Below are 22415 nucleotides of genomic sequence, written 5' to 3'. Positions count from 1 at the left end.
GTGATTACTTTTTTAACTAAATATTTTCACAATATCGAAACAAAGTCAGGAGGCGTGCAAGTCGGCAGGTCATTGCAGAGGGAAATCACTGCGCCCGATTACCGGGACGCAGTGCGGGGACGTGAAGCGTAGAAAAAGAGCAGCAGAGAGATTGTCGCGCACAGTGCAATCGTGCCGACCATTGGCCAGGCGCTGTTGAAACTCACCAGCGACAGCAGTGCGCCAACAAATGCCCCGACGCCAAAACGCAGGGTGCCCGCCAGCGACGATGCCGTACCCGCCATATGTGGAAACTCATCCAGAATCACCGCCATCGCATTCGATGAGACCATCGATACGCAACCGATAAACATCGCGATCCCCATCACCAGCGGCAAAAAGCCGAGGCTGAAGGCGCTGACCAGCAGCAGCCAGATCCCCATACAGAACTGTATCAGCAGTCCCATCCGGAACATCGCCACCGGGCCAAAGCGGCGCACGGCGCGGCTGTTAATCAGCGTCAGGACAAACAGAAACACCACATTGAGGCCAAAGTAGTAGCCAAAGTTTTGCGGTGAAACGTGATTCAGTTCGATGTAAACAAAGGGACCGGCATTGAGAAAGGTAAACAGCCCGGCAAAGGAGAAACCGCTCGACAGCATGTAACTGAACGCGCGCTTGTGGCGAAACAGCGTTACGAAATTGCCCAGCGTAGTACGCAGATGAAACCGCTGTCGCTGCTCCGGCTTCAGGGTTTCACGGATCTGCGTGGTCACCAGCACGGTCGTCACTAACGCCGCGCCCGCCAGCGCCCAGAAGATGGCGTGCCAGCTCCAGAGCACCAGCAGCCAGCCGCCGATGATCGGCGCCAGCAGCGGCGCAATGGTGGTAATCAGCATCACAAAGGACATCATGCGGGAGAAGTCCTCTTTCGAGTAACTGTCACGCATTAACGCATTGATCACCACACTGGCTGCGGCAGCCGACAGTCCATGCAGAAAGCGCATCGTAATCAGCTGATCGATGGTTTGCGACAGCGCACAGGCCGCGGCAGCGCAGGCAAAGATCAGGGTCCCGAGCGCAATCACCGGCTTACGCCCATAGCTGTCTGCCAGCGGCCCATAGATCAGCTGCCCAATCGCGAAGCCAAGAATGTAGAGGTTGAGCGACATCTGCACGCTACCGGCTGAAACGCCGAACTCACGTGCAATCTGCGGCATGGCGGGCAGATACATGTCGATCGACAACGGCATCAGCATGGCTAACAGACCGAGGATGACTACCAGTCCTGTTGGCGAATTCTTTTCCTTACGCACACCCTCTCCTGCCCTTATGGTCGTAATGCGGGCCGCCGGGCCCGTCCGGTTATTTTGTCTGCAGCTCTTTCGGCAGACCGATGCTGGCGATCTCTTCTTCTGTCAGCGCACGATATTCGCCCGGTTCCAGATCGGCGTCCAGTACGATGTCACCGATGCGCTCGCGATGCAGCTCAAGGACCCGATTGCCTACTGCCGCAAACATCCGTTTTACCTGATGATAACGGCCTTCGCTCAGTGTCAGCCGGACGTCTGTCGGGGTGATCACCTCCAGCTGTGCCGGTTTAGTCAGGCTCTTCTCATTGTGCAGCTGCACGCCCGCCGTAAACTGCGCGGCGGTATCGTCACTGACCGGTGATTCCAGGGTCACACGGTAGGTTTTCTCGCAGTGATGACGTGGCGAGGTAATACGGTGTGACCACTGGCCATCATCTGTCAGCAGCACCAGTCCGGTGGTGTCGATATCAAGACGCCCCGCCGCGTGCAGTTTGAATGACATCGGTTCTTCAATGAAATAGATGATGGTGGGATGATCGGGATCGTCGGTTGAGCAGACGTAACCCTGCGGTTTGTTCAGCATAAAGTAGCGTGGACCAGTCTGCATCTGCAGTACGTTGCCGTCATAGACGACTTCGTGGTCGGGCAGCAGTTTAAACGCGGTATCGCGTACGATTTCCCCGTTAACGGTGACACGCTGGCCACGGATCTCGCGATGGGCGATGGCGCGGCTGATTTCCAGTTGCTGAGAGATGAATTTGTCGAGTCGCATGAATTCGTTTTGCCTGTTACTGCGGAGGGAATCTGAAACGGCCTGGTTAACCGTTGAAAATGTGCGGGAAGTATAACGTGATCCGCGCCAGCCTGACAGCGCGTTTACCGCACTTTCATGGCATAATTACCCCCAGTTTTGCAAAAGTGAGCATCATGTCTTTTACCTTACGCCCCTATCAACAGGATGCGGTGAATGCCACCGTGGCGCATTTCCGTCGTCATCATCAGCCTGCAGTCATTGTGCTGCCGACCGGTGCCGGAAAGAGCCTGGTCATTGCCGAGCTGGCACGGCTGGCGCGTGGCCGGGTGCTGGTGCTGGCGCACGTCAAAGAGCTGGTAGCGCAGAACCACAGTAAATATCAGGCTTACGGGCTGGAGGCGGATATCTTTGCCGCCGGACTTCAGCGTAAAGAGAGTCAGCGCAAAGTGGTGTTTGGCAGCGTGCAGTCAGTGGCGCGTAACCTCGACCAGTTCGACAGCGCCTTTTCACTGGTGATTGTCGATGAGTGCCACCGTATCGGTGATGATAAAGAGAGTCAGTATCAGCAGATCTTTAATCATCTGCGTCAGCATAATCCGCAACTGCGTTTACTGGGCCTGACCGCCACGCCTTTCCGGCTGGGTAAAGGCTGGATTTATCAGTTCCACTATCACGGCATGGTGCGTGGCGACGAAAAATCGCTGTTTCGCGACTGTATCTATGAACTGCCGCTGCGCTACATGATCAAACATCAGTTTCTGGTGCCGCCGGAGCGACTGGATATGCCGGTGGTGCAGTATGACTTCAGCCGCCTGACGGCACAAAGCAGCGGCTTGTTCAGCGAAGCCGATCTTAATCGTGAACTGAAACAGCAGCAGCGCGTGACGCCCCATATTATCCGTCAGATTGTGGAGTTCGCTGAAGATCGGCTGGGGGTGATGATTTTTGCCTCAACGGTTGAGCATGCGCATGAAATTTTGCGGCTGCTGCCCGCTAACAGCGCGCTGGTGTCAGCCGAAACGCCTGCCAGAGAGCGCGATGCTCTGATTCTGGCCTTTAAGGCGCAGCAGCTGAAATTCCTGGTTAACGTGGCGGTGCTGACCACCGGGTTTGATGCTCCGCACGTTGATCTGATTGCGATTCTGCGCCCGACCGAGTCGGTCAGCCTCTATCAGCAAATCGTCGGACGCGGCCTGCGGCTCTCGCCCGGTAAAACCGACTGTCTGATTCTCGATTATGCCGGTAATCCGCACGATCTCTTTACGCCCGAGGTCGGCGCGCCCAAAGGGGCCAGCGACAATCAGCCGGTACAGGTTTTTTGTCCCGCCTGCGGTTTCGCCAACACCTTCTGGGGCAAGGCGACCGAAGATGGCATGGTTATCGAACATTTTGGCCGACGCTGTCAGGGCGTGCTGGAAGATGATGAGGGCGAGCGCGAACAGTGTGACTTCCGCTTCCGCTTTAAAAGCTGCCCCGACTGCGGCGCAGAGAATGATATTGCCGCACGGCGCTGTCACCAGTGCGACAAAATTCTGGTCGATCCTGACGATATGCTCAAAGCGGCGCTGAAGCTTAAAGATGCGCTGGTGCTGCGCTGTGGCGGCATGACGCTGGAACAGGGCCGTGACGCCAAAGGTGAATGGCTCAAGGCGACCTATTATGACGAGGAAGGCACCAGCGTCAGCGAACGGTTTCGTCTGCAGACACCGGCCCAGCGCAAAGCGTTTGAACAGCTCTTTATGCGCCCGCATCAGCGCGCGCCCGGCGTGCCGCTAGGCTGGCAGAGCGCCGCTGACGTGCTGGCGCTGCAGCCGCTGCTGCGTCATCCCGACTTTGTGGTGGCGCGGGCCAAAGGTCAGTTCTGGCAGATCCGCGAAAAAATGTTCGATTATCAGGGTCGCTATCGCCGTGCCAATGAGCTGCGCTAATGAGCGCTATCGGGTCCGGCTAACCGGATGCCGAGCCCGGCTGGCGGGTATATCGTTTGCTACCACCCGGCATAACGGCTATACTGCCGCCCGCTTTTGCATGTGCATCAGCGGTATTGAATAACCAGCCTGTTACTGGGTCGCCTGTAGCAGGAATTAAATAAAGAGATATATTAATGCTCACTATCAATGCAGTAGAACGTAAAGAGCAGGGTAAGGGTGCGAGCCGCCGCCTGCGTACAGCAAACCGTTTCCCGGCCATCATCTACGGTGGTTCTGAAGCGGCTGTTGCCATCGACCTGGATCACGACTCCGTAATGAACCTGCAATCTAAGCCAGGTTTCTACGACGAAGTGCTGACCCTGTCAGTTGACGGTAAAGAAACTAAAGTGAAAGTTCAGGCTGTTCAGCGTCACCCGTTCAAGCCAAAACTGTTCCACATCGACTTCGTTCGCGCTTAATCGCGAACTTCGTTGCAAGCAGAAGGGCCGGTTGCGAAACCGGCCCTTTTCTTTTGGCGCTGCCCGGTGAAATGATCGCCGCGCGCAGGGAATGAAAGCCGGGCTAAGCCCGGCTTTTTTATTTGCTGCTGGTACGGCGCTGCAGCTGATCGCGCAGATTGGGTGGTGTGCCCTTAATCGTCAGGGTGTCCGTTGCCGGATCCCAGAAAATGCGTTCGCCCAGCAACATCGCATCGAAGTTCAGGGTCAGTCCCCCGCCGCTTCCGGCAAACTTCGTCAGCTGGCGCAGAGTGCTGCGATCCGCCGGGAAGCTCTCTTCCAGTTCATACCCCTGCTCCTGGGTAAAAGCCTGGAACGTTTTTTCACCCAGTGGTGGCAGTTCGCTCGACAACTCTTCCAGCGCAATCTCCTCGCCCGCCTGCAGCTGCTCGTTGCAGTAGCTGTAGACCTGCTGGCGATAGTTCTGCCGCTCCTGCTTATCCAGTTCCGATTCGTTGCAGTAGTCATCTACCGCCTGCAACAGACCGCGGTTCTGCGCCTTGGTGTCTAATCCCACTTCGGCACCCAGGAAATCCATAAAGAAGTCAGCCACTTTACGTCCGACGCGGCCACGCAGGAAAGTCAGATAACGGGTCGATTCCGGGTTAGTTTCCCACTCGGTTAAATCGATGCGTGCCACGATGTCGGCATGATTGATGTCAAGATAGTGGGTGCTGCTGATATCCATCTGCTCGTTGACGCGCATGCTGGAATGGCTGTTCAGCACCGCAATCAGCAGGTATTCCACCGCCAGATAGCGGTAGTGAATAAACAGCACCACGCCGCCTTCAGCGAAGGGGTATTTTGCAAGCTCATCGCGCAGACGACCGGTCGCGGCACGGCTAAAAGCGAGAAAATCATCGTTGCCCTTACGACAATTACGCAGCGCTTCTGCCAGTTCACTCTCTGCATTGAACAGGCCATAGGCTTTGCTTTTTGCGCTATAAACCCGGTGTAACTCCTCCACCATCGCGTTGACCGTGTTGGTGGCAGGCAGCAGCGAATCGCGCAGCGCCAGTTCAAGCTGGTTTTCATCGCGTTTAATTAACTGATGCAGGGCAATCTGGTCGATATCCAGACTCATGGTAGACTCTCCTTTTAGCACAGGCGCGTATTCAAACACCGCCAGCATCGGCTTTCAACTCCATGCGTATAGCGAACGCGCTGCTTTCGATAAAATTGCGGTAAAAAGTGCGCTGTTCCGGTAATATATCGCCTTTTGAAATGAGCTTAGACGACGATATGGCACAATCATCCCGTTACAGTGACGAACGCGTGGAACAACTCCTCGCGGAAATGGCCCAAATCCTGCACAAGGACAAGGCCCCCACCGATCTCTCCCTGATGGTTCTGGGAAATATGGTGACCAACTTAATTAACAGCGATGTCGCTCCGGCGCAACGTCGTTCACTGGCACGATCTTTCGCCGATGCCCTTCAGGCGTCTGTGCGTGACGATAACGCCCATTAATTGGCTGATTTGACTTCATAATATGGTAACCAACCGGCAGCGCTACCGCGAAAAAGTTTCCCAGATGATCAGTTGGGGTCACTGGTTTGCTCTGTTTAACATCTTATTCGCGCTGATTTTAGGCAGTCGCTACCTGTTGGTCGCCGACTGGCCTTCTTCGCTGGCGGGGCGTATCTACGCCTATACCAGCTGGGTTGGCCACTTCAGTTTTGTTGTTTTTGCCGCCTATCTGCTGATTATCTTCCCGCTGACTTTTGTGGTGATGTCGCAACGGCTGATGCGGGTGTTGTCCGCGGTGGTCGCTACCGCCGGGCTGACGCTGGTGATGGTCGACAGTGCAGTGTTCAGCCGCTTCCACCTGCACCTGAATCCGGTGGTGTGGGAGCTGGTCATTAACCCTGATCAGAGCGAGATGGCGCGCGACTGGCAGCTGATGTTTATCAGCGTGCCGCTGATTTTCCTGGTTGAGATGCTGTTTGCGACCTGGAGCTGGCAGAAGCTTCGCAGCCTGAATCGCCGTTCATTTGGCAAGCCTGTCGCCGCCCTGTTTATCAGCGCCTTCTTTGCCAGCCACCTGATGTATATCTGGGCCGATGCGAATTTCTATCGCCCGATTACCATGCAGCGTGCCAACCTGCCGCTCTCCTACCCGATGACTGCCCGCCGCTTCCTTGAGCGTCATGGTCTGCTGGATGCCCAGGAGTATCAGCGTCGGCTGATTCAGCAGGGCGACCCGGAAGCAGTGGCGGTGGAATATCCGCTGAGCGAGATTACTTTCCGTGATGCCGGCACACGCAACAACCTGCTGGTTCTGACGGTCGATGGTCTGAACAACGCCACGCTGGCCAAAGCGCTGCCGGAGCTTAATCAGTTCGCCAGCGAGAACGTGCGTTTTACCCAGCACTACAGCGCGGGTGATACGCCGGAGAAAGGGTTGTTTGGCCTGTTCTATGGGATCTCATCCAGCTACATGAACGGTATTCTGGCATCCCGAACGCCGTCGGCGCTGCTGGGCGCGCTTAGCACCCAGGGTTACCAGTTTGGCCTCTTCTCCTCGGAAGGCTTTAATCCGCCGCTCTACCGGCAGGCGTTGCTGACTGATTATTCACTGCCTGCAACGACCAGCCAGCCCAACGCCAGTACTGTGGCGCAATGGCAGAACTGGCTGGAGAAACAGAACGGTTCACAGGCGCCGTGGTTCTCATGGATTGCCCTGAACGGCCCGGACGTCACCGGCGACAGTGCAAAAGCGCGTCAGCGCAGCTATCTGCGCCAGGCTCCTGCCGTTGATGAGCAGATCCACGCGGTGCTCAGCAGCCTGCAGGCGCGTGATTTACTGAAGAACACGGTGGTGGTGATTACGGCGCAGCGTGGACTGGCACTGGATGGCAATCCTGACAGCGCTGGAAACCGCCAGACTCTGCAGGTGCCGTTAGTGATTCACTGGCCTGATACGCCCGCGCAGACCGTTGATCGCCTTTCTGATCATCAGGATGTGATGTCGACGCTGATGCAGCGACTGCTGCATGTGCGGACCAATCCAGTGAACTACTCTCAGGGTGAAGATCTGTTTGCTGCGCGCCGTCGCCATGACTGGGTCGTCAGCAGCGAAGAGAATAAGCTGGTGATTACCACGCCGCAGGTGACGCTGGTACTCAACAATAACGGCAGCTATCGCGCCTATGATGCGCAGGGCAACGCCCTGAAAGATCACAAGCCAGAACTGGCGCTGCTGTTGCAGGTATTAACTGAAGAGAAGCGGTTTATCGCTAACTGATTAATAATCAGGCAAATAGTCTGCAGGTATCTTGCATTAATGGTGATAACCAGTAGACTAATCCTCCAGTGTTCGGCACGTAGCGCAGCCTGGTAGCGCACGGTCATGGGGTGTCCGGGGTCGGAGGTTCAAATCCTCTCGTGCCGACCAAATTCCCTGAAAAGCAGCCTTAAAGGCTGCTTTTTTCGTTTCTGTCATCAAACCTTCACTTTCCTCGCACCTTCCGCAATCCGTTCTATACTTAACTGCGTGTGGGTAACAAGAGGAGACTTCATGACATATATTGAAAAAGACGATCCAACAGAAGCACCCGAGTCAGGCGATAAGCAACCTTCCCCGCCAGACCAGAAGTAACCCACGGGGCCGCGTCTGACGCGGCCTTTCTATCTCAGCTTACCTCTCCGTTTAACATTCAGAATAGTCCCGTGTGGCAGTTAACATTCCTCTTACAATCAGCAGGTTAACAGTTACATTATAATCTGATCTGCTTCACAAAATCGGCTACCGGCTGCGCTTATTCATCAAACTGAAACAAAAATGTCACAGAAAGTGCCTACCCTGAAATCCCCAGAAATTGACGGATAATTTTTATGGCGATCAAAGCGAAAAGCCTGAAAGATGCAGAAGCATTGCTGCATTCAGGCATTAGCAAAGTGGAACTGGCGTATGACATTGGCAGCGACGATTTCTTTCGTCTGGCAAGCCACTGGTGCGACCGAGGTGCACGCATCAGCAGGGGTCACCACCATTTCGTTGTTTCTCTGAAGAGTTTTGCCATTCCTCCCAACGACTGATTCCGGCGGGCTGCTTGCCCTGATCCATCGCGCCTGATTTAATGCCTTTTTGGTTTTGATGATGGTCCCGCATGCGCTATCCCGACCTGCCGCTGCCGCCTGTTGCAGGCGGCTTTATCCTTTCCCGGCACCTTAACCGCAGCGATCCTTTGCTGGCGGTGAGTCACTTCGATCCGCAAAAGTATCATGACGGGCTGGCTGTCGAATGGGATATTCCGCTGCCCGCCCGACTGCAGCAGGCTGTCAGTAAACGGCGTGCTGAATACCTCGCCAGCCGTCTGCTGGTCCGGTCAGTGATGGCAGAACTGGGTATTGCTGATTTCATTCTGACCAATGCAGCCGATCGATCCCCCTGCTGGCCCGCTGGCATTCAGGCGTCACTGTCGCACAGTGCAGGCATCGCTGTGGTAGCGGCAACCCGTCAGCCCTGCGCTGTTGGGGTGGATGTCGAGCAGTTCATGTCAGAGACGACGGCGCATGAAACGGCTGAGTTGCTGATGAACGAGCAGGAACAGCACCTGTTACGGACGCTGCCCGTCTCTTTTCGCGCTGCCGCTACCCTGCTCTTCTCCCTCAAAGAGAGCGTTTACAAAGCCATCTGGCCGCAACTGCTTCAGCCGATGGACTTTCCGGATGCGGAACTGGTGTCGGTAGATTTCGCGCAGCAGCGCGCGACGTTGCGACTGACTCAGCACTTCAGCGGATGTTTTGCGATGGGGACGTTACTGGAGGCGAGCTTTGTATGGCGGGAGACTCAGGTAATCACGCTAATCACACATCGGCTTTAAAAAAACCGGCTAAACAATACGCGTTAAAACTTTGCGGTTTAGCCGGGGGTAACACAGACGAAAGAAAAGGTTCAGAATGGCAGAAACCGGAGTTTCTGCTGATCGCTAACGTAGCCTGGTTCAGGCGAAGCACGCCACTATGCTTTTTTGCTAAGCTTTGCCAGCTACCGTTAAAGCCCGGTGTCGGTGCGTTTTACCGAGTCGAGCGTGGCAAGATCGCGCTCATTACCGGTCAGCTCCGTCAACTTGCCTTCACGCATCTCCAGCAGCCGATCGGCATGAATGAAGTAGTGATCGTCATGGCTGATGGCAAACACCGTTTTACCCGCCTGCTGTAGCCACGGCAGCAGCTCGCGATAAAAGATACGTCGGAAGTGAGGGTCCTGATCCGCCGCCCACTCATCCAGTAGCAGCACATCGCGCTCTTCTGCCACCGCCAGCAGCAGTGCCAGTCGCTTACTCTGTCCTTTAGAAAGCTGCAGATTCAGCACTTTGTTGCCTTCAATCTTCAGCTTATCCTGCATCTTCAGTCTCTCCAGCCAGAGCTGAACCAGCGCCGGATTGGCCGCAATCCCCTCCCGCCCGATTAACCGGTCAAACAGATGTAAGTCGGTAAAGACCGCCGAGAACTGACTGCGCCACACATCAAGCTCATCCGCCGTTATCGGCTTGCCATCCAGCAGCAGCGTGCCGGACTGAGGCTGATAAAGACCGGTCAGCAGCATCGCCAGCGTCGATTTCCCGCTGCCGTTGCCGCCAATCAGAAAGACCAGTTCGCCCCGGCGCAGCGTCAGGTTAACCGGCCCGACCTGGAAGCCGTTATCACCATAGTGAAAAGAGACATCGCGCAACTCCAGCGTTTGCCAGTCTGAGGACGTGGAGGCGGAGTGGAATCCTGACTGATAAGGAGCGAGGTCAAAGGCATTGAGCTTACGGAATGCGACCTGGGCACTGAGCAACGTCGGTAACGCGCCCACCGCGGAGAGCAGCGGCGTGCGTAAAAACAGCAGCGTCAGGGAAAAGGTAGCGGCGACGGCGGTATTGGCCCAGCCCAGGCTGTTGGCCATAAAAAAGACCATACCGATAGCGCCTAACGTCATGATATTTGACCAGTTGACCGCACTGAGATGGTAAGTATCGGCGCGGACAATGTGGTGTCGCCAGGCGCGGGCATCTTCCTGATAAACCGTGTCGTAGACCTGCTGAGCGCGTGAGCGGTTAAGCTGTAGCTCTTTGCGCCCTTCAATCACCGTCTGATAATCACGATAGAGGTTATCTTCGATTTCCCGCAGCTTTGCCATGTGCTGGTAAACCCGCGAGACCAGCAGCCAGCCGCCAACCAGCGTGACACCCAGCCAGACACTGGTTACCAGCAGCATTTTAGGCGACAGCCACGCAAGATAGATCGCCGAGCCAAGCGTAATAATCACGCCCTGAAAGAGCTCCGGCAGGCGTACAAAGGCCAGAGTAATGGCCCGCACGTCGCTGGTCAGTCCCGCCAGCAGTTGCGCACTACCGAGTTGCTCGATGCGTTCAATGCGGGTATCGAGGATACGCTTGATAAATTCGCCGCGCAGTCGCCAGACAAACTGATGGCCAAGCATGGTCAGCGCCAGCTGCGAGGCCAGCGTCACCGCCATCAGCACCACCAGCTGCAACAGAAACTGCGGCAGTACCGCGAATGAGGTGTTGATGGCGACAATCATTTCGCGATTGATAAAGGCGATCATGCCGATACCCAGCACGGCGCTTAACAACGTGAGCGCAATTACCCCGATAAAAGGCCAGCGGAACTGGCGAAAAACAACGCTTAGCAACGTCATGCAGGCAATCCAGCAGTCAAAAAACAGCCTGCAGTGTAATGGGATGCAAAATGATAGCAATAGTTATTCGTACCACGCCGTAACCGGCATGGTGGGTCAGAAAGCGCGTCGAAACGTCAGGTTATAACGCCAGGCACCCAACAGCGGATGAACGCCTGGCTTAAGTGGCAGGATGCCGTGGTAACGCAGGCGCGACGGCCCGCCCCACACCACAATGTCGCCATGCTCCAGCAGCACACGCTGGGTACTGTCACCCCGTTCGAAACCGCCAAACTGAAAGACCGCCGGTAAACCCAGCGACACCGAAACGATAGGCTGACGCAGATCTTTCTCATCTTTATCCTGATGCAGCGTCAGCTTCGCGCCCGGCTCATAGCGATTAAGCAGGCAGGCATCCGGATTAAAGCCAGGGAACCCCGCCTCAGACGCCGCCTGCTGCGCCAGAGTACGAAACAGCGGCGGCATAGCCGGCCATTTACGCCCGTTCAGGTTGTCCTGCTGCTGATACTGGTAGCCGCGAGAATCCACCGACCAGCCGAAATCGCCACAGTTGGTCATCGCCACCGACATGCGATGGCCACCGGGCGTAATGCGATGGGCAAACGGATTCTGCTCCGCAATTGCCATTATTTGCTGATAAAGCGCCTCTGCATCCTCACGTGCGCGACGCCGCAGGATCACCGCGCCCTCAGCCAGCGTCTCCTGCCAGGGTTGTTCTTCACTAAACAGATCTAACATCAGGGTTCTCCGGATTCAGCGGGGATCAGGAAAGCAGCGAACTGCGGCGACATCCAGCTGACAAATTTATCGCCCTGCTTGCTGATCAGATAGACCGCCAGATGCTGTTCGATCGCCAGCGCCTGGGCTTTTTCCGTGCCAAGTACCATCAGTCCGGTATCCCAGCCATCGGCTTCCAGCGCCGTGGTGGCGATCACCGTGGCGGAAACCAGTTTATGCTCAATTGGCCGTCCGGTAACGGGATCGATAACATGAGAAATGCGTTTGCCGTCCAGTTCATAATAGTTGCGATAGCTGCCGGAGGTACTGATGCCGTGTCCCTGCAGATTAACGCGCGCCTGAACCGCATTCTCACGATCGGTCGGTTTCTGAATCGCCACCCGCCACGGCTGCTGCTGCGCATTAAGGCCACGGCTCAGCACGGCGCCGCCCACAGACACCAGATAGTTATTGATGCCGAGCTGCTCCATCAGTCGCGCCAGATGATCGGTGGCGAAGCCCTCGCCCACCGTCGAGAGATCGACATAGAGACCTGGCAGATCTTTCTGCAGCCACTGTCCATCTGCGCCCTGCACCACCCGCAGATGCTGCAATCCGGTCTGCGCCCGGGCGGCGGCGATTTGTGCCGCATCCGGCGTATGGCCGGGCTGCTTCGTCGGGCCAAAGCCCCATAAGTTGACCAGTGGCCCGATGGTAATATCCATCGCCCCGCCGGTTTTACGGCCAATCCGCAGTGAGGTCGTGACAATATCTGCCATGTTTTCACTCACCGGCTGCGGTGACAGGTCACGGCTTTGGTTAAAGCGCGATAAGGCGGAGTCTGGCTTCCAGGTAGAGAGTTCCGCATCGTCCGCATCCAGCTGCTGCTGAATCCGCTGTTGCAGTTCCGCTCTGCGCTCACTCGCCACACCGGCCAGGCTTACCCGCCAGACGGTTCCCATGGTTTTTCCTTCCAGCACCAGCGCGGATGTGGTCGCTGGCTTATCACAGGCCGTTAACATCAATGCTAACATCGCTATAAACAGCAGATTAATCTGAGAACGCATCTTTCCTCACTTGTAACACTTTATTCAGCTCTGCTACAAAGCATAAACTTCGGGTAAAGACGCTTAAAGAGAGTTGAATATTTCTCTGAAACCTATCAGTATTCACCGGTCATCTACCCTGTATGCGCCTTTTATCAGGCGACTAACGTTAATCAAAGTAAGGAGCGGCAGATGATCTATCTGATTCTCGTCATTGCCCTGGGGCTGTTTATCTTCAGTAGCTATAAAGTCTTGCATCAGCGTCGTCATCGTCACATGACACCCTCACGCCCGCGCCAATAACAGGCTTAACTGCACCTGATTGGGGCAAGATCGCCCTGACGCGCGCGGCAAGTGTACCAAAGTGCGCGCGAGGTCTGTGGCTATGAGAGCGGTAAAGCTGGCATGAATTCTGCACTGTTGAAACAGTGTTTATCTCTGAGAGGTGCAGAATGAAAAATTCACAGAAGTGGCAGTCAGCATGGCATCACTGGCTGAGCTTTTCAGCCTTCACCCTGGCAGGCGTGGCATTTGAAGGCGCGCGATTCGGCAGCGTGGTGTCGTCAGTGACAACCGCGCCGGAAGCCACCAAGTGGCGAAAGGCTGAAGCGCTCAGCCCGAAAGGTGACGCAGGAGCGCAGCGGTAACTGCGCTCCCGTACAACTCAGAACTGGTAAACCAGACCCAGTGCCACCACGTCGTCGGTATTGATACCGGCTGCGTCGGTGAAAGCGTTGTCGTCCAGCAGGTTGATCTGGTAATCAACATAGGTGGACATGTTTTTGTTGAAGTAGTAGGTCGCGCCAACGTCGATATATTTTTTCAGATTCTGTTTACCCCAGTTCTGAACATCGGTGCCGCGTGAGGTGACGTACGCCAGGGATGGACGCAGGCCAAAGTCGAACTGATACTGCGCAACCAGTTCCCAGTTGTCCGCTTTATCCGCATAGCCATAAGCTGAAGAGTCATTGGTGCTGTCGCCGAAGCGGGTCGCATTGTACGAGCGTGAGTACATAGCCGCCAGATAGACGTTGTTCGCGTCATATTTCAGACCGCCAGTATAGACTTCCGCTTTATCGCCACTCCCGAGGATGCCTGATGTTGCGCTGTTCTGGTCGTTGGTACGGTCAGACTGGAAAGCAGCCGCACCAATGCCGAAACCTGAACCCAGATCATAAGTTGTGCTCAGACCCCAGCCGTCGCCGTTCTGACCTAGTACGTCACGGCCATTCGGAGACTCGGTGCTGTTGCCATTCTTGCCCTGATACTGGACTGCAAAGTTCCAGCCATCCACCAGACCGAAGAAGTTATTGTTACGGTAGGTCGCCATGCCGTTACCGCGCTGATACATAAAGTTATCTGCGCCGTAGGTGTCGCCGCCGAACTCTGGAAGCACGTCGGTCCATGCGCCGATGTCGTAAGCTACGCCGTAGTTACGACCGTAGTCGAACGAACCTGCATCACCAAATTTCACACCGGCAAAACCAACACGGGTGTAGCTGTCAGCCGTACCTTCAGACTCGGCGTTGTTCAGCGCCGCCTGGTATTCCCACTGGCCGTAACCGGTCAGCTCATTGCTGATTTCGGTTTCGCCTTTGAAGCCGAAGCGAACGTAAGACTGATCGCCATCAGAACCATCGTTATCAGAGAAGTAGTGCAGACCGTCAACTTTACCAAAGAGATCTAATTTGTTGCCGTCTTTGTTATAGATTTCAGCTGCGTTTGCTGATCCTGCTGCAACCAGCAACGCAGGGATCATCAGGGAGAGAACGCGACGTTTCATTTTATTACCCTCTGTTATGTGCCTTTATTATTTGCCACTGCTAACTGAATGATTAAAAATTCAGCCGGCAGGCCATTGTTGTTTTATAACGGGCAATAATCCACCAGGAAAATGCTACTAAATTTCCAAAAGTGTTTCATACGTCGAAACAGTTATTTCATAATGTAAATAACGGGGAACTAATAACCAGCACGGATCGATAAAAAATGGCGCACAAATCGATAAACCGATTCAGAGAGCTATGTTATCAACAGGTTACATCAGAGTATTCCGAAGCACTGAATGATAAAACTTATACGGCATCTGGTAATAGAATAGACCCCGCTATCATCATTTATTCCATTATTACCTTCATTCTCCCCGAATGAGATGTACAACTTATTATTTCCCGCCGGACAAGTTGTCCGGCATTTTTTTGCCTGCTATTTACCGTTCCGTTATATCTTCGTAAACTTTCTTAACCGGGTTAAATTAACTACGGCCTGTTTCCGCACATATTGTTAAAATACGCACGCTTTGCGCCCTGACTGCCCAAATATCCGCCATGTTAATTTATCACCGTAATTAAGCAGGCGGATATTTTAGCTGGTGCGGATTTTCAGCGCTCGCGCATCGATTCTTTGACTTTATTCAGGGGCTTAATCAGATAATCCATAACCGATTTCTGACCGGTTTTAATCTCTACATTGGCCACCATACCGGGCACGATCGGGAATTTACGTCCGGCACGGTTAGTCAGCTCGGCTTTCTGGGTACGAACATAAACACGATAGTAATATTGATCACGTTTTACCTCATCCTGCAGGGTATCTGGCGACACCGTTTCAACTTCGCCGTGCAGATCGCCATAGATGGAGGAGTCATAGGCGGTCACTTTGACGGTAGCCGCCAGACCGGGCCGGATATAAGCGATATCGCGTGGATTGATGCGCGTCTCAATCAGCAGTTGATCCTCCAGCGGGACGATTTCCATCAGTTTACCGCCAGGCTCCAGTACCCCACCGACCGTGGTGACCTGAATATCTTTAACAATGCCGCGCACCGGTGAATAGAGCGTGGCACGCGTCAGCTGATCCTCTTTGCCTGCAGCAACCTGCAATTGCGCATCCAGTTCGGCATTATTTTTCACCTGCTCTTCGTGGGCGCGCACCAGATAGTCATTGCGCGCCTCATCGATTTTGCCGCGCAGATCGCTGACCTGACGACGCAGTCGAATCACCTCGACCTGCCCTGCTGCGCCTTTGGCAACCAGCGGTTCCGTCAGGCGCAGTTCATCCTGCACCAGTCGCAGCGACTGCTGCAGATTACTGATGGTTTCGGTGAGATTACGGCGTCGCGACTCGTAGAGCTGCCGTTCACGCGTCACCAGGTTCGGCTCCTTCAGCGTTTCGGCGCTGAATGTCAGCGGCGTGCCCGACAGCTCCGCCTCCAGCCGCTCGGACGAGGCGCGCAGGGTGCGCACTTTGGCCTGCGCCTCGCCGAAGTTCGACTGGAAGCGTGTCGGATCGAGGGTCGCCAGCACCTGCCCTTTTTCGACAATGTCGCCCTCATGCACGTTAAGCTGTTTGACGATGCCGCCATCCAGGCTGTCAATCACCTGCGCGCGGCTGGAAGGGGTGACTTTACCGGTGCCGACCGTGACCTCATCCAGAATGGCAAAGTGCGCCCAGATGAGAAAAATCGCCAGCGCGGCGGTGCAGAGCCAGATAATCGCCGATGTCCGGCGCTCATGACGAGCAAGATCTTTATCAACAATAACCAGACTCATGCGGTGTCTCCTTTACCTGGCGACGGTGCCGGCGCGGGTGTCGTCGCGCGGCGCAGGATCTCGTCGCGCGGGCCATCGGCCACAATCCGGCCGTTATCCATCACCACTATACGATCGACCATCTTCAGCAGCGCCGGACGGTGCGTCACCAGCACCAGCGTCCGGCCGCTGATCCAGCCCTGTAGCTGACGGATCACATGCTCCTCCAGCTGTTCATCCATCGCCGCGGTGGGTTCATCCAGCAACACCACCTGCGGCTGACGCAGGATCAACCGGCTCAGCATCACCATCTGACGCTGGCCGCCCGAAAGTCCGCGCCCGCCTTCATTGATAATGCGGTCCAGGCTGGCGGCATCCTGCTGGACCAGCGACAGCGCGCCGCTGATGCGCAGCGCCTGCAGCATTTCCTGTTCGCTGGCATGGGGATTGCCCAGCATCAGATTCTGCCGCAGCGTGCCAAAAAAGAGGCGAGAGTCGTGCGACAGCCAGCCGAGCTGACGACGTAAATCGGTGGGATCGATACGCTCAATATCGACGCCATCGACAATCACTTTGCCCTGCGTAGCCAGCGCCTGACCGGCGAGGATCTTCAGCAGCGTCGATTTCCCTGCTCCGACTTTGCCCAGTATGGCAATCTTCTCGCCGGGCTTAATCTGCAGCTGCTGAACGTTGAGCACATTCTTTTCATTCTCTTCGTCATAGCTGTAGTGCACATTGCGCAGATCGTACTGGCCGGTGAGCGTCGGGCAGTGTGCCAGCGTGGTCGCTTCAGGTTGATCAAGCGGCTTTTTCAGCAACTCATCCAGCCCTTTCATCGCCATTTTGGCGTGCTGCCAGCGCGAGAAAACCATGGTCAGCTGCATCAGCGGGGCGATGGTGCGTGATGAGAGCAGGCTGCAGGCAACCAGCGTACCGGTAGTGATTTGCGAATCGAGCACCAGATAGACACCAAATACCAGCATGCCTGCATAGGTGAGCTGCTGCACAGTCGAGGCCCAGCCGGTGAGACGCGCGCCCCACAACCGCTGCTGGTTACTGATTGAGGCGCTGACTTCGTGCGTCTGCTCCCACTGACGCTGAAAATAGGGTTCCGCCTGCAGCGCCTTGATATCCTCAATCCCTTCAATGGTCTCTACCAGCACCGCATTGCGCAGCGCGCCCTCGCGCAGCCCCTCTTTGGCCAGCCGCGCCATCGGGATCTGCACCAGCAGACCGGGAATGACGATCAGCGGGATCGCTGCCAGCGGAATCAGCACCAGCCAGCCGCCAACAAACGACATAATAAACAGGAACAGGATAACAAACGGCAGATCGGCCGCTGCGCCTACCGTGGTCGAGGTGAGCAGCTCACGCACCTGGTCGATCTCACGCAGCTGCGAGATAAACGAACCGGTCGACTTCGGACGCGCCTCATTACGTATGCTCATCGCCCGGGCAAACAGCATGGCCGAGACTTTCAGGTCGATGCGTTTGCCCATTAAGTCTGACACCTGGGTCCGCATCAGCCGGATCAGATACTCAATGGCCGCAGCGATCAGCACGCCGACAAACAGTACCCACAGCGTGGACTGCGACTGGGCCGGGATGACCCGATCGTAGACCTGCATCGAAAAGAGAATACCGGCCAGTGCCAGCACATTACTGATCACCGAGGCCAGCGAAATTTCCGTGATACGGCGGCCCATACCGCGAAAATTTTTCCAGAACCAGTGTGGTTCATAAGGCTGAACGAATTCGTCGATGCGCGCATCACGGCCACGCGCCGCTACGCCAATCACGCCGACATCGCCCTGGGCGCGTGCCAGCAGTTCTGATAACGCGCTTTCACGCACCACATCGCCACCTTCACTGAGCCAGTAGCGCGCGCTGTTGTCTGAATCGATGCTCTCCAGCACCGCCACGCTGGCATTCTCCAGCACCAGCACCACCGGGGTGATCTCCTGACGCCAGCGCAGTTTGTTCTGCGGCACCATGGTCAGATGCAGTCCCAGCAGGCCGGAGAGTCGTTCCAGCTGCTGTGACACCGGCAGATGTTCAAACCAGCGCATCTGCTGACGCAGGGTTTTGCCATCGGCAGGTTTACCGAATCGCGCGGCTACGCGCAGCATGGCGGCAATCCAGTTATCGGTATTCAGGGTTGATGTACTCATTATTAATGCCTTATCGCTATTGCAGCGAAGGAAGGAGATCGCCGCTGCTTTGCTGGCGATCGATACCCATGATATCGAGCAGATTGTCTACCGCGGCGGCATAACGCACGGTGGCGTCCCAGCCATCGTAAAGCGCGGTGATACGTGAGCTGTCAGCCTGAAACACATCCTGTTCCACGCTAAGCAGATCGTTCAGGCTGCGCTTACTCAGGCGATATTCATCGGCGTAGACATTACGGGTATGGTCGGCGCTGGCCAGCTGCACTTCCCCGGCAGCCTGCCGCTGCTGCGCGCCAATCATGTCGGCATAGGCGGTAGAGGCGTTTTGATTGATGGCGAGCTTGGCCTGCTGAATAGCGGCCTGCGCCGCTTCACGATCGCCCTCCGCTGACTGGGTTTTCGCATTCACCAGGCCGCCCTGATAAAGCGGCGCTTCCACCTGCAGCTGCACTTCATCATCCCAGTAAGATTGACGATCGTTTTCATAGCGGGTCCGGCCCGCCTGCACTTTAATCGTCGGCCAGTGACCGGACTCTGCCTGGCGCACCCGTTCACGAGCGGCTTCCTGCTTCGACTGCGCACTGCGCACCGCCGCGCTGCTTTCATAGGCGATTTTGTCGAGGGTGATCTGCTGCTTAAGCAGCGCCTGTGGCAGTTCAGGCAGCGTAGCGGGGACCACGCCGGTCAGCACGGTCAGTTGCGCGGTGGCGGAACGATGCTGGGCGCGATATTGCTCCAGCGTGGCCTGCATCGCGGCGATGCGGGTTTCTGCCTGCAGCACGTCGGACTGGGAATTGAGGCCGGCATCGGCGCGCAGCTTCGCGATATCCCGCACGCGCTTCAGTGAGGCAATATTGGTATGCGCCGTTTCTGCCAGCGCCTGGTAACGTTTGACTTCGAGGTAGGCCTGCAGCGTATCTTCCGCCACGGTGGTCATCGAGTCGAACAGGCTGTAACGATAAGCATCCGACAGCGCGTGCTGCTCATCGATGGCGCTGCCGGTGCGGCCAAAGTCGTAGAGCAGCTGGCTGAGTGTGATACCGCCGGAGCCGTTATTGTTCAGGCTCCCGGCGGAGTCAGTCTGATGAGAGCGTCCCGCCGCGCCCTGCAGTGAGATCTGCGGATACCAGGCGCTGCGGGCGGCATCAAGATCCCCCTCACCGATGTGGATCTGTGCCGCCGCTTCCGAGATTTTCGGATTGCGGGCGAAGGCCCGAAGAATGGCGTCGCGCAGCGTTAAGCTGGCAATCTGCTCTTCGGTGGGCGCGGCGCGCCAGTTAAATTCGGCTTTAGGTAACGGTGCGGCAAAGGCCGCGTGCACTGCAACGCCACTCAGGGCGCACAACAAAAAAGTTAATCGCGCTTTGTTCATTATCCATACCAACAGGGGTTCTTATCATCATGGTGTTTTTCCTGGTGAACAAAGCGAGCAAAAAGGGGTACTACTCAGCGTCTGACAGATTTACTGCGTTATTTTATTTATGGTTCGCAAGCGAGACGCTAAACGACCTTTAACATTATTAGATCAGATCCCGCGCTTATTCCTGCTAAAAACAGATGAAATCGTTAATATTTCTGCTGAACGAACGAAAAGCAACCACTGAGCGAGCTCGCGCCAATCCAGACAGGCTTAACAGACCTGTCCGGAAGGCAGTGCGTTTACTAATGTGTCAGCGTCAGACCAGGGGGTGTGCCGCAGGATGCTGCAGCAGGTGGTCGGCGAGCGTATAAGGAATATCAGAGAACAGATGACTTTCCTGCGGTGCGGCGGCGGCAGAAGATGCCTGCGCCACGTGCGCCGTCTCCGCCTGCTGGGTCAGGCTGACCGTCTCCAGCAACTGGTCCACCGTCTGACCCTCCAGCGGGTTGGCACTTTCGGTATGTGAGGCCACCTGTACCGTCTGGCTGGCACTGGCCAGATTACCGGCGCTGTCTTTGCCGCTGACTGTCATCTGGTACTCACCATCGTCCAGCGGTGCCAGCTGCCCGGCCAGAATGGTCAGCGCCCAGCCGCCATCGGCTTTTACACTGGCGCTGTAGTGCTGATCGCCCAGCGTTAATTCCACCAGGCTGCCCAGTTGCAGATGACTGGAGCTGCCCTGAATCAGATGCCAGCTGTTGACATCGGCAGCATCAATTTTGTTATCACCAAAAGCCGTGTCCAGGGTCAGCGTTGGCCGCTGGTGCACGGCTACGGTAAAGAGTTTATCGCTGGTCTGGGTGTCGCTGTTGCCATATTCATCCCAGCGGTGAAAGGTGGCGGCGACCGGGCCATCCGGCAGTGCCAGCAGCTCGCTGGAGGTCAGTGTTACCATACCTTTGGCATCGGGCTGGTAGGTTTTACCGTTGATCTCCAGGGTGTTGGCGCCTTCAACGTAGAAGCTCAGATCGTGCTGCGCCTCCTGATAGTTGAGCGTCATGTCACCGCCGATATCCATTTCGGTGTAGATCGGAATAAAACCGGTGTGGATATTCAGCTCATGCGTGACGTCGATGTAGTTTTTGGCCCCGTCGATCGACCAGGCGCGGATTTCCCCAACGTTGATAAAGGCGTGCACATCCGCTGCCGGGATCACCACCTGCCAGTGTCCATCATCGCCTATGGTGGCGGCATAATCTTTCTGGTTGGCACCCGTGATCACCAGGCGATGGCCCGGCATGACGGTGGAGAGCGTGCCGCTCAGTAGCAGATCCTGCTGGCTTTCTGCCAGGTTTATCACATCGTCCGCAGTGACCTTATCAAAGGTAATTTTTGGCAGGCTACTCAGATGGGTGATTAGCGTCAGATCGTGATATTCGGTGGCGGTTTTTCCATTGGGATCAGTCGCCGTGACTTTCAGGCTGTAGACCCCGTCTTTCAGCGCCTGCATATCGCTTTCATGAAATGTGCCATACCACTTACCGTCATTTCCCATGCTGGCGGTGGTGGTTTGCGTACCCAGCGTCAGTTTCAGCACCGACCCCACCGGCAAATGCGTTGCGCTGCCGCTAATCTCGACGCCATAAATGCTCTCAGCAATACTCACCGCGTTGTCACCACTGACCGTGTCCACGGTCAGGGTAGGTTTGATCGTGCGGTCGGTATAGAGACCAAAATCTACGGTGGTTGCCGTGCTTTGCCCTGCTTTATCGGTAATGGTCAGCGTCAGCGTGTGATTGCCATCCGCTACGCCTTTCAGCGTATCAGCCGGCATGGAGGCGTTCCAGTAGCCCCACTTATTGACGGTGCTGTGCCAGCTTTGATCGTTGAAGGTCAGCGTTACGGTGGAGCCCGCTTCACCTTCAGCACGACCGCGCAGATGCACCGGCTTTTGCGCTTCCCAGCCAGCGATCACGCCATCACTGGCGATCGGTTCATAGGGTCGCAGCATAGCGGGCGGCGAACTTTTCACCGCGCTGACAGCCAGTGTGCTGTCGTTGAGCGGGCTGCTATGCAGTGACTCGGTGGAGAGCGTAGTGATCGGCAGGCTCTGGCCCGGCGTGGCGAAAGGAAGGCTCAGACTTTGCGTGGCGGCTGGCGCAATGGCGGGCACAGCGCTATCGGCGACGGCAAAATCGCTCACCGCCGTCTGAAAAATGGATTCAAGCCGGATGGTACGAAGCGTATCGCGTGATGACATAGGTAACCTCAGTTCAGAACAGAAACGCAGACAAAAACCATCGGATAAACCGATCGTTTAGTCTGACGACATGGTAGTGGGACAGCTGAAGCTGCCCGTTTCCGCTGGTCGGAACCGGTTACCCGCAGGTAACAAGGATTGATAAACAGGACGCTAATAAAAGCGCCAAATAGAGTCAGAATGCTGATTTTACGGCGTGACGCCG

General features: G+C 55.9%; 19 protein-coding genes and 1 tRNA gene. 9 read left to right on the top strand and 11 right to left on the bottom strand.

Going from position 1 to position 22415, the window contains the following annotated elements; all coding sequences use genetic code 11:
- Positions 1–98 precede the first annotated feature (98 nt).
- Both ACO6VX_RS01780 and rsuA read right to left on the bottom strand, forming a co-directional pair.
- The gene (locus ACO6VX_RS01780; protein WP_010248339.1) at positions 99–1295 is read right to left on the bottom strand and encodes a Bcr/CflA family multidrug efflux MFS transporter; all 1197 of its coding nucleotides are present in this window, start codon (positions 1293–1295) and stop codon (positions 99–101) included.
- A gap of 49 nt (positions 1296–1344) precedes the next feature.
- Positions 1345–2064 (bottom strand): 16S rRNA pseudouridine(516) synthase RsuA, encoded by a 720-nt coding sequence (gene rsuA / locus ACO6VX_RS01775; RefSeq protein WP_010248342.1) that lies wholly within the window; start codon positions 2062–2064, stop codon positions 1345–1347.
- Between the two features lie 155 nt (positions 2065–2219).
- Between rsuA and ACO6VX_RS01770 the strand changes: the two genes are divergently transcribed.
- Both ACO6VX_RS01770 and rplY read left to right on the top strand, forming a co-directional pair.
- Positions 2220–3974, top strand: a complete 1755-nt coding sequence (locus ACO6VX_RS01770) for a DEAD/DEAH box helicase (RefSeq protein ID WP_031292692.1) — start codon at positions 2220–2222, stop codon at positions 3972–3974.
- 176 nt (positions 3975–4150) lie between these two features.
- A complete protein-coding gene (gene rplY / locus ACO6VX_RS01765; RefSeq protein ID WP_003854168.1) occupies positions 4151–4435 on the top strand; it encodes a 50S ribosomal protein L25 in 285 nt (94 codons plus the stop codon).
- Between the two features lie 118 nt (positions 4436–4553).
- On the opposite strand, the gene yejK is transcribed toward rplY, so the two are convergent.
- Complete coding sequence (gene yejK, locus ACO6VX_RS01760) at positions 4554–5558, bottom strand: nucleoid-associated protein YejK (RefSeq protein WP_422457508.1); 1005 nt, start codon at positions 5556–5558, stop codon at positions 4554–4556.
- Between the two features lie 158 nt (positions 5559–5716).
- Here yejK and ACO6VX_RS01755 point away from each other — a divergent pair, with 158 nt between their 5' ends.
- From ACO6VX_RS01755 to ACO6VX_RS01735, 5 genes are all read left to right on the top strand, one after another.
- A complete protein-coding gene (locus tag ACO6VX_RS01755; protein WP_010248348.1) occupies positions 5717–5944 on the top strand; it encodes a YejL family protein in 228 nt (75 codons plus the stop codon).
- A 22-nt stretch (positions 5945–5966) separates the two neighbouring features.
- A complete protein-coding gene (gene yejM, locus ACO6VX_RS01750; protein ID WP_022625056.1) occupies positions 5967–7721 on the top strand; it encodes an LPS biosynthesis-modulating metalloenzyme YejM in 1755 nt (584 codons plus the stop codon).
- Between the two features lie 73 nt (positions 7722–7794).
- Positions 7795–7871: transfer RNA gene (locus ACO6VX_RS01745), tRNA-Pro, on the top strand.
- Between the two features lie 440 nt (positions 7872–8311).
- Positions 8312–8515, top strand: coding sequence for a hypothetical protein (locus ACO6VX_RS01740; RefSeq protein WP_003854174.1), 204 nt, complete (start codon positions 8312–8314; stop codon positions 8513–8515).
- A gap of 71 nt (positions 8516–8586) precedes the next feature.
- On the top strand, positions 8587–9303 hold the full coding sequence (locus ACO6VX_RS01735; protein WP_422457505.1) for a 4'-phosphopantetheinyl transferase family protein: 717 nt from the start codon (positions 8587–8589) through the stop codon (positions 9301–9303).
- A 170-nt stretch (positions 9304–9473) separates the two neighbouring features.
- On the opposite strand, the gene ACO6VX_RS01730 is transcribed toward ACO6VX_RS01735, so the two are convergent.
- From ACO6VX_RS01730 to apbE, 3 genes are all read right to left on the bottom strand, one after another.
- A complete protein-coding gene (locus tag ACO6VX_RS01730) occupies positions 9474–11126 on the bottom strand; it encodes a multidrug ABC transporter permease/ATP-binding protein (protein ID WP_010671022.1) in 1653 nt (550 codons plus the stop codon).
- A gap of 96 nt (positions 11127–11222) precedes the next feature.
- Positions 11223–11864, bottom strand: coding sequence for a DNA oxidative demethylase AlkB (gene alkB / locus ACO6VX_RS01725; RefSeq protein ID WP_422457503.1), 642 nt, complete (start codon positions 11862–11864; stop codon positions 11223–11225).
- Positions 11864–12910: an FAD:protein FMN transferase ApbE gene (gene apbE / locus ACO6VX_RS01720; protein ID WP_033788219.1), complete on the bottom strand. Its 1047-nt coding sequence runs from the start codon at positions 12908–12910 to the stop codon at positions 11864–11866. Before apbE ends, alkB begins: the two co-directional genes overlap by 1 nt.
- A gap of 171 nt (positions 12911–13081) precedes the next feature.
- On the opposite strand from apbE, the gene ACO6VX_RS01715 reads away from it, so the two are divergent.
- Both ACO6VX_RS01715 and ACO6VX_RS01710 read left to right on the top strand, forming a co-directional pair.
- A complete protein-coding gene (locus tag ACO6VX_RS01715) occupies positions 13082–13192 on the top strand; it encodes a hypothetical protein (protein WP_010248361.1) in 111 nt (36 codons plus the stop codon).
- A 149-nt stretch (positions 13193–13341) separates the two neighbouring features.
- The gene (locus ACO6VX_RS01710; protein WP_010248364.1) at positions 13342–13536 is read left to right on the top strand and encodes a hypothetical protein; all 195 of its coding nucleotides are present in this window, start codon (positions 13342–13344) and stop codon (positions 13534–13536) included.
- A gap of 17 nt (positions 13537–13553) precedes the next feature.
- Here ACO6VX_RS01710 and ompC read toward each other — a convergent pair whose 3' ends face one another.
- From ompC to ACO6VX_RS01685, 5 genes are all read right to left on the bottom strand, one after another.
- A complete protein-coding gene (gene ompC, locus ACO6VX_RS01705) occupies positions 13554–14672 on the bottom strand; it encodes a porin OmpC (RefSeq protein WP_010248366.1) in 1119 nt (372 codons plus the stop codon).
- A gap of 598 nt (positions 14673–15270) precedes the next feature.
- On the bottom strand, positions 15271–16440 hold the full coding sequence (locus tag ACO6VX_RS01700) for an HlyD family efflux transporter periplasmic adaptor subunit (protein WP_010248368.1): 1170 nt from the start codon (positions 16438–16440) through the stop codon (positions 15271–15273).
- A complete protein-coding gene (locus ACO6VX_RS01695; protein WP_010671026.1) occupies positions 16437–18590 on the bottom strand; it encodes a type I secretion system permease/ATPase in 2154 nt (717 codons plus the stop codon). Before ACO6VX_RS01695 ends, ACO6VX_RS01700 begins: the two co-directional genes overlap by 4 nt.
- Before the next feature lie 16 nt (positions 18591–18606).
- On the bottom strand, positions 18607–19962 hold the full coding sequence (locus ACO6VX_RS01690) for a TolC family outer membrane protein (RefSeq protein WP_010248373.1): 1356 nt from the start codon (positions 19960–19962) through the stop codon (positions 18607–18609).
- 304 nt (positions 19963–20266) lie between these two features.
- Positions 20267–22210: an Ig-like domain-containing protein gene (locus ACO6VX_RS01685; RefSeq protein WP_422457499.1), complete on the bottom strand. Its 1944-nt coding sequence runs from the start codon at positions 22208–22210 to the stop codon at positions 20267–20269.
- Positions 22211–22415: the final 205 nt, after the last annotated feature.

The sequence above is a fragment of the Pantoea sp. BJFS-204 genome, from assembly GCF_049310725.1.
GTDB lineage: Bacteria > Pseudomonadota > Gammaproteobacteria > Enterobacterales > Enterobacteriaceae > Pantoea > Pantoea agglomerans.
This window is presented reverse-complemented; position numbering and strand designations above follow the sequence as displayed.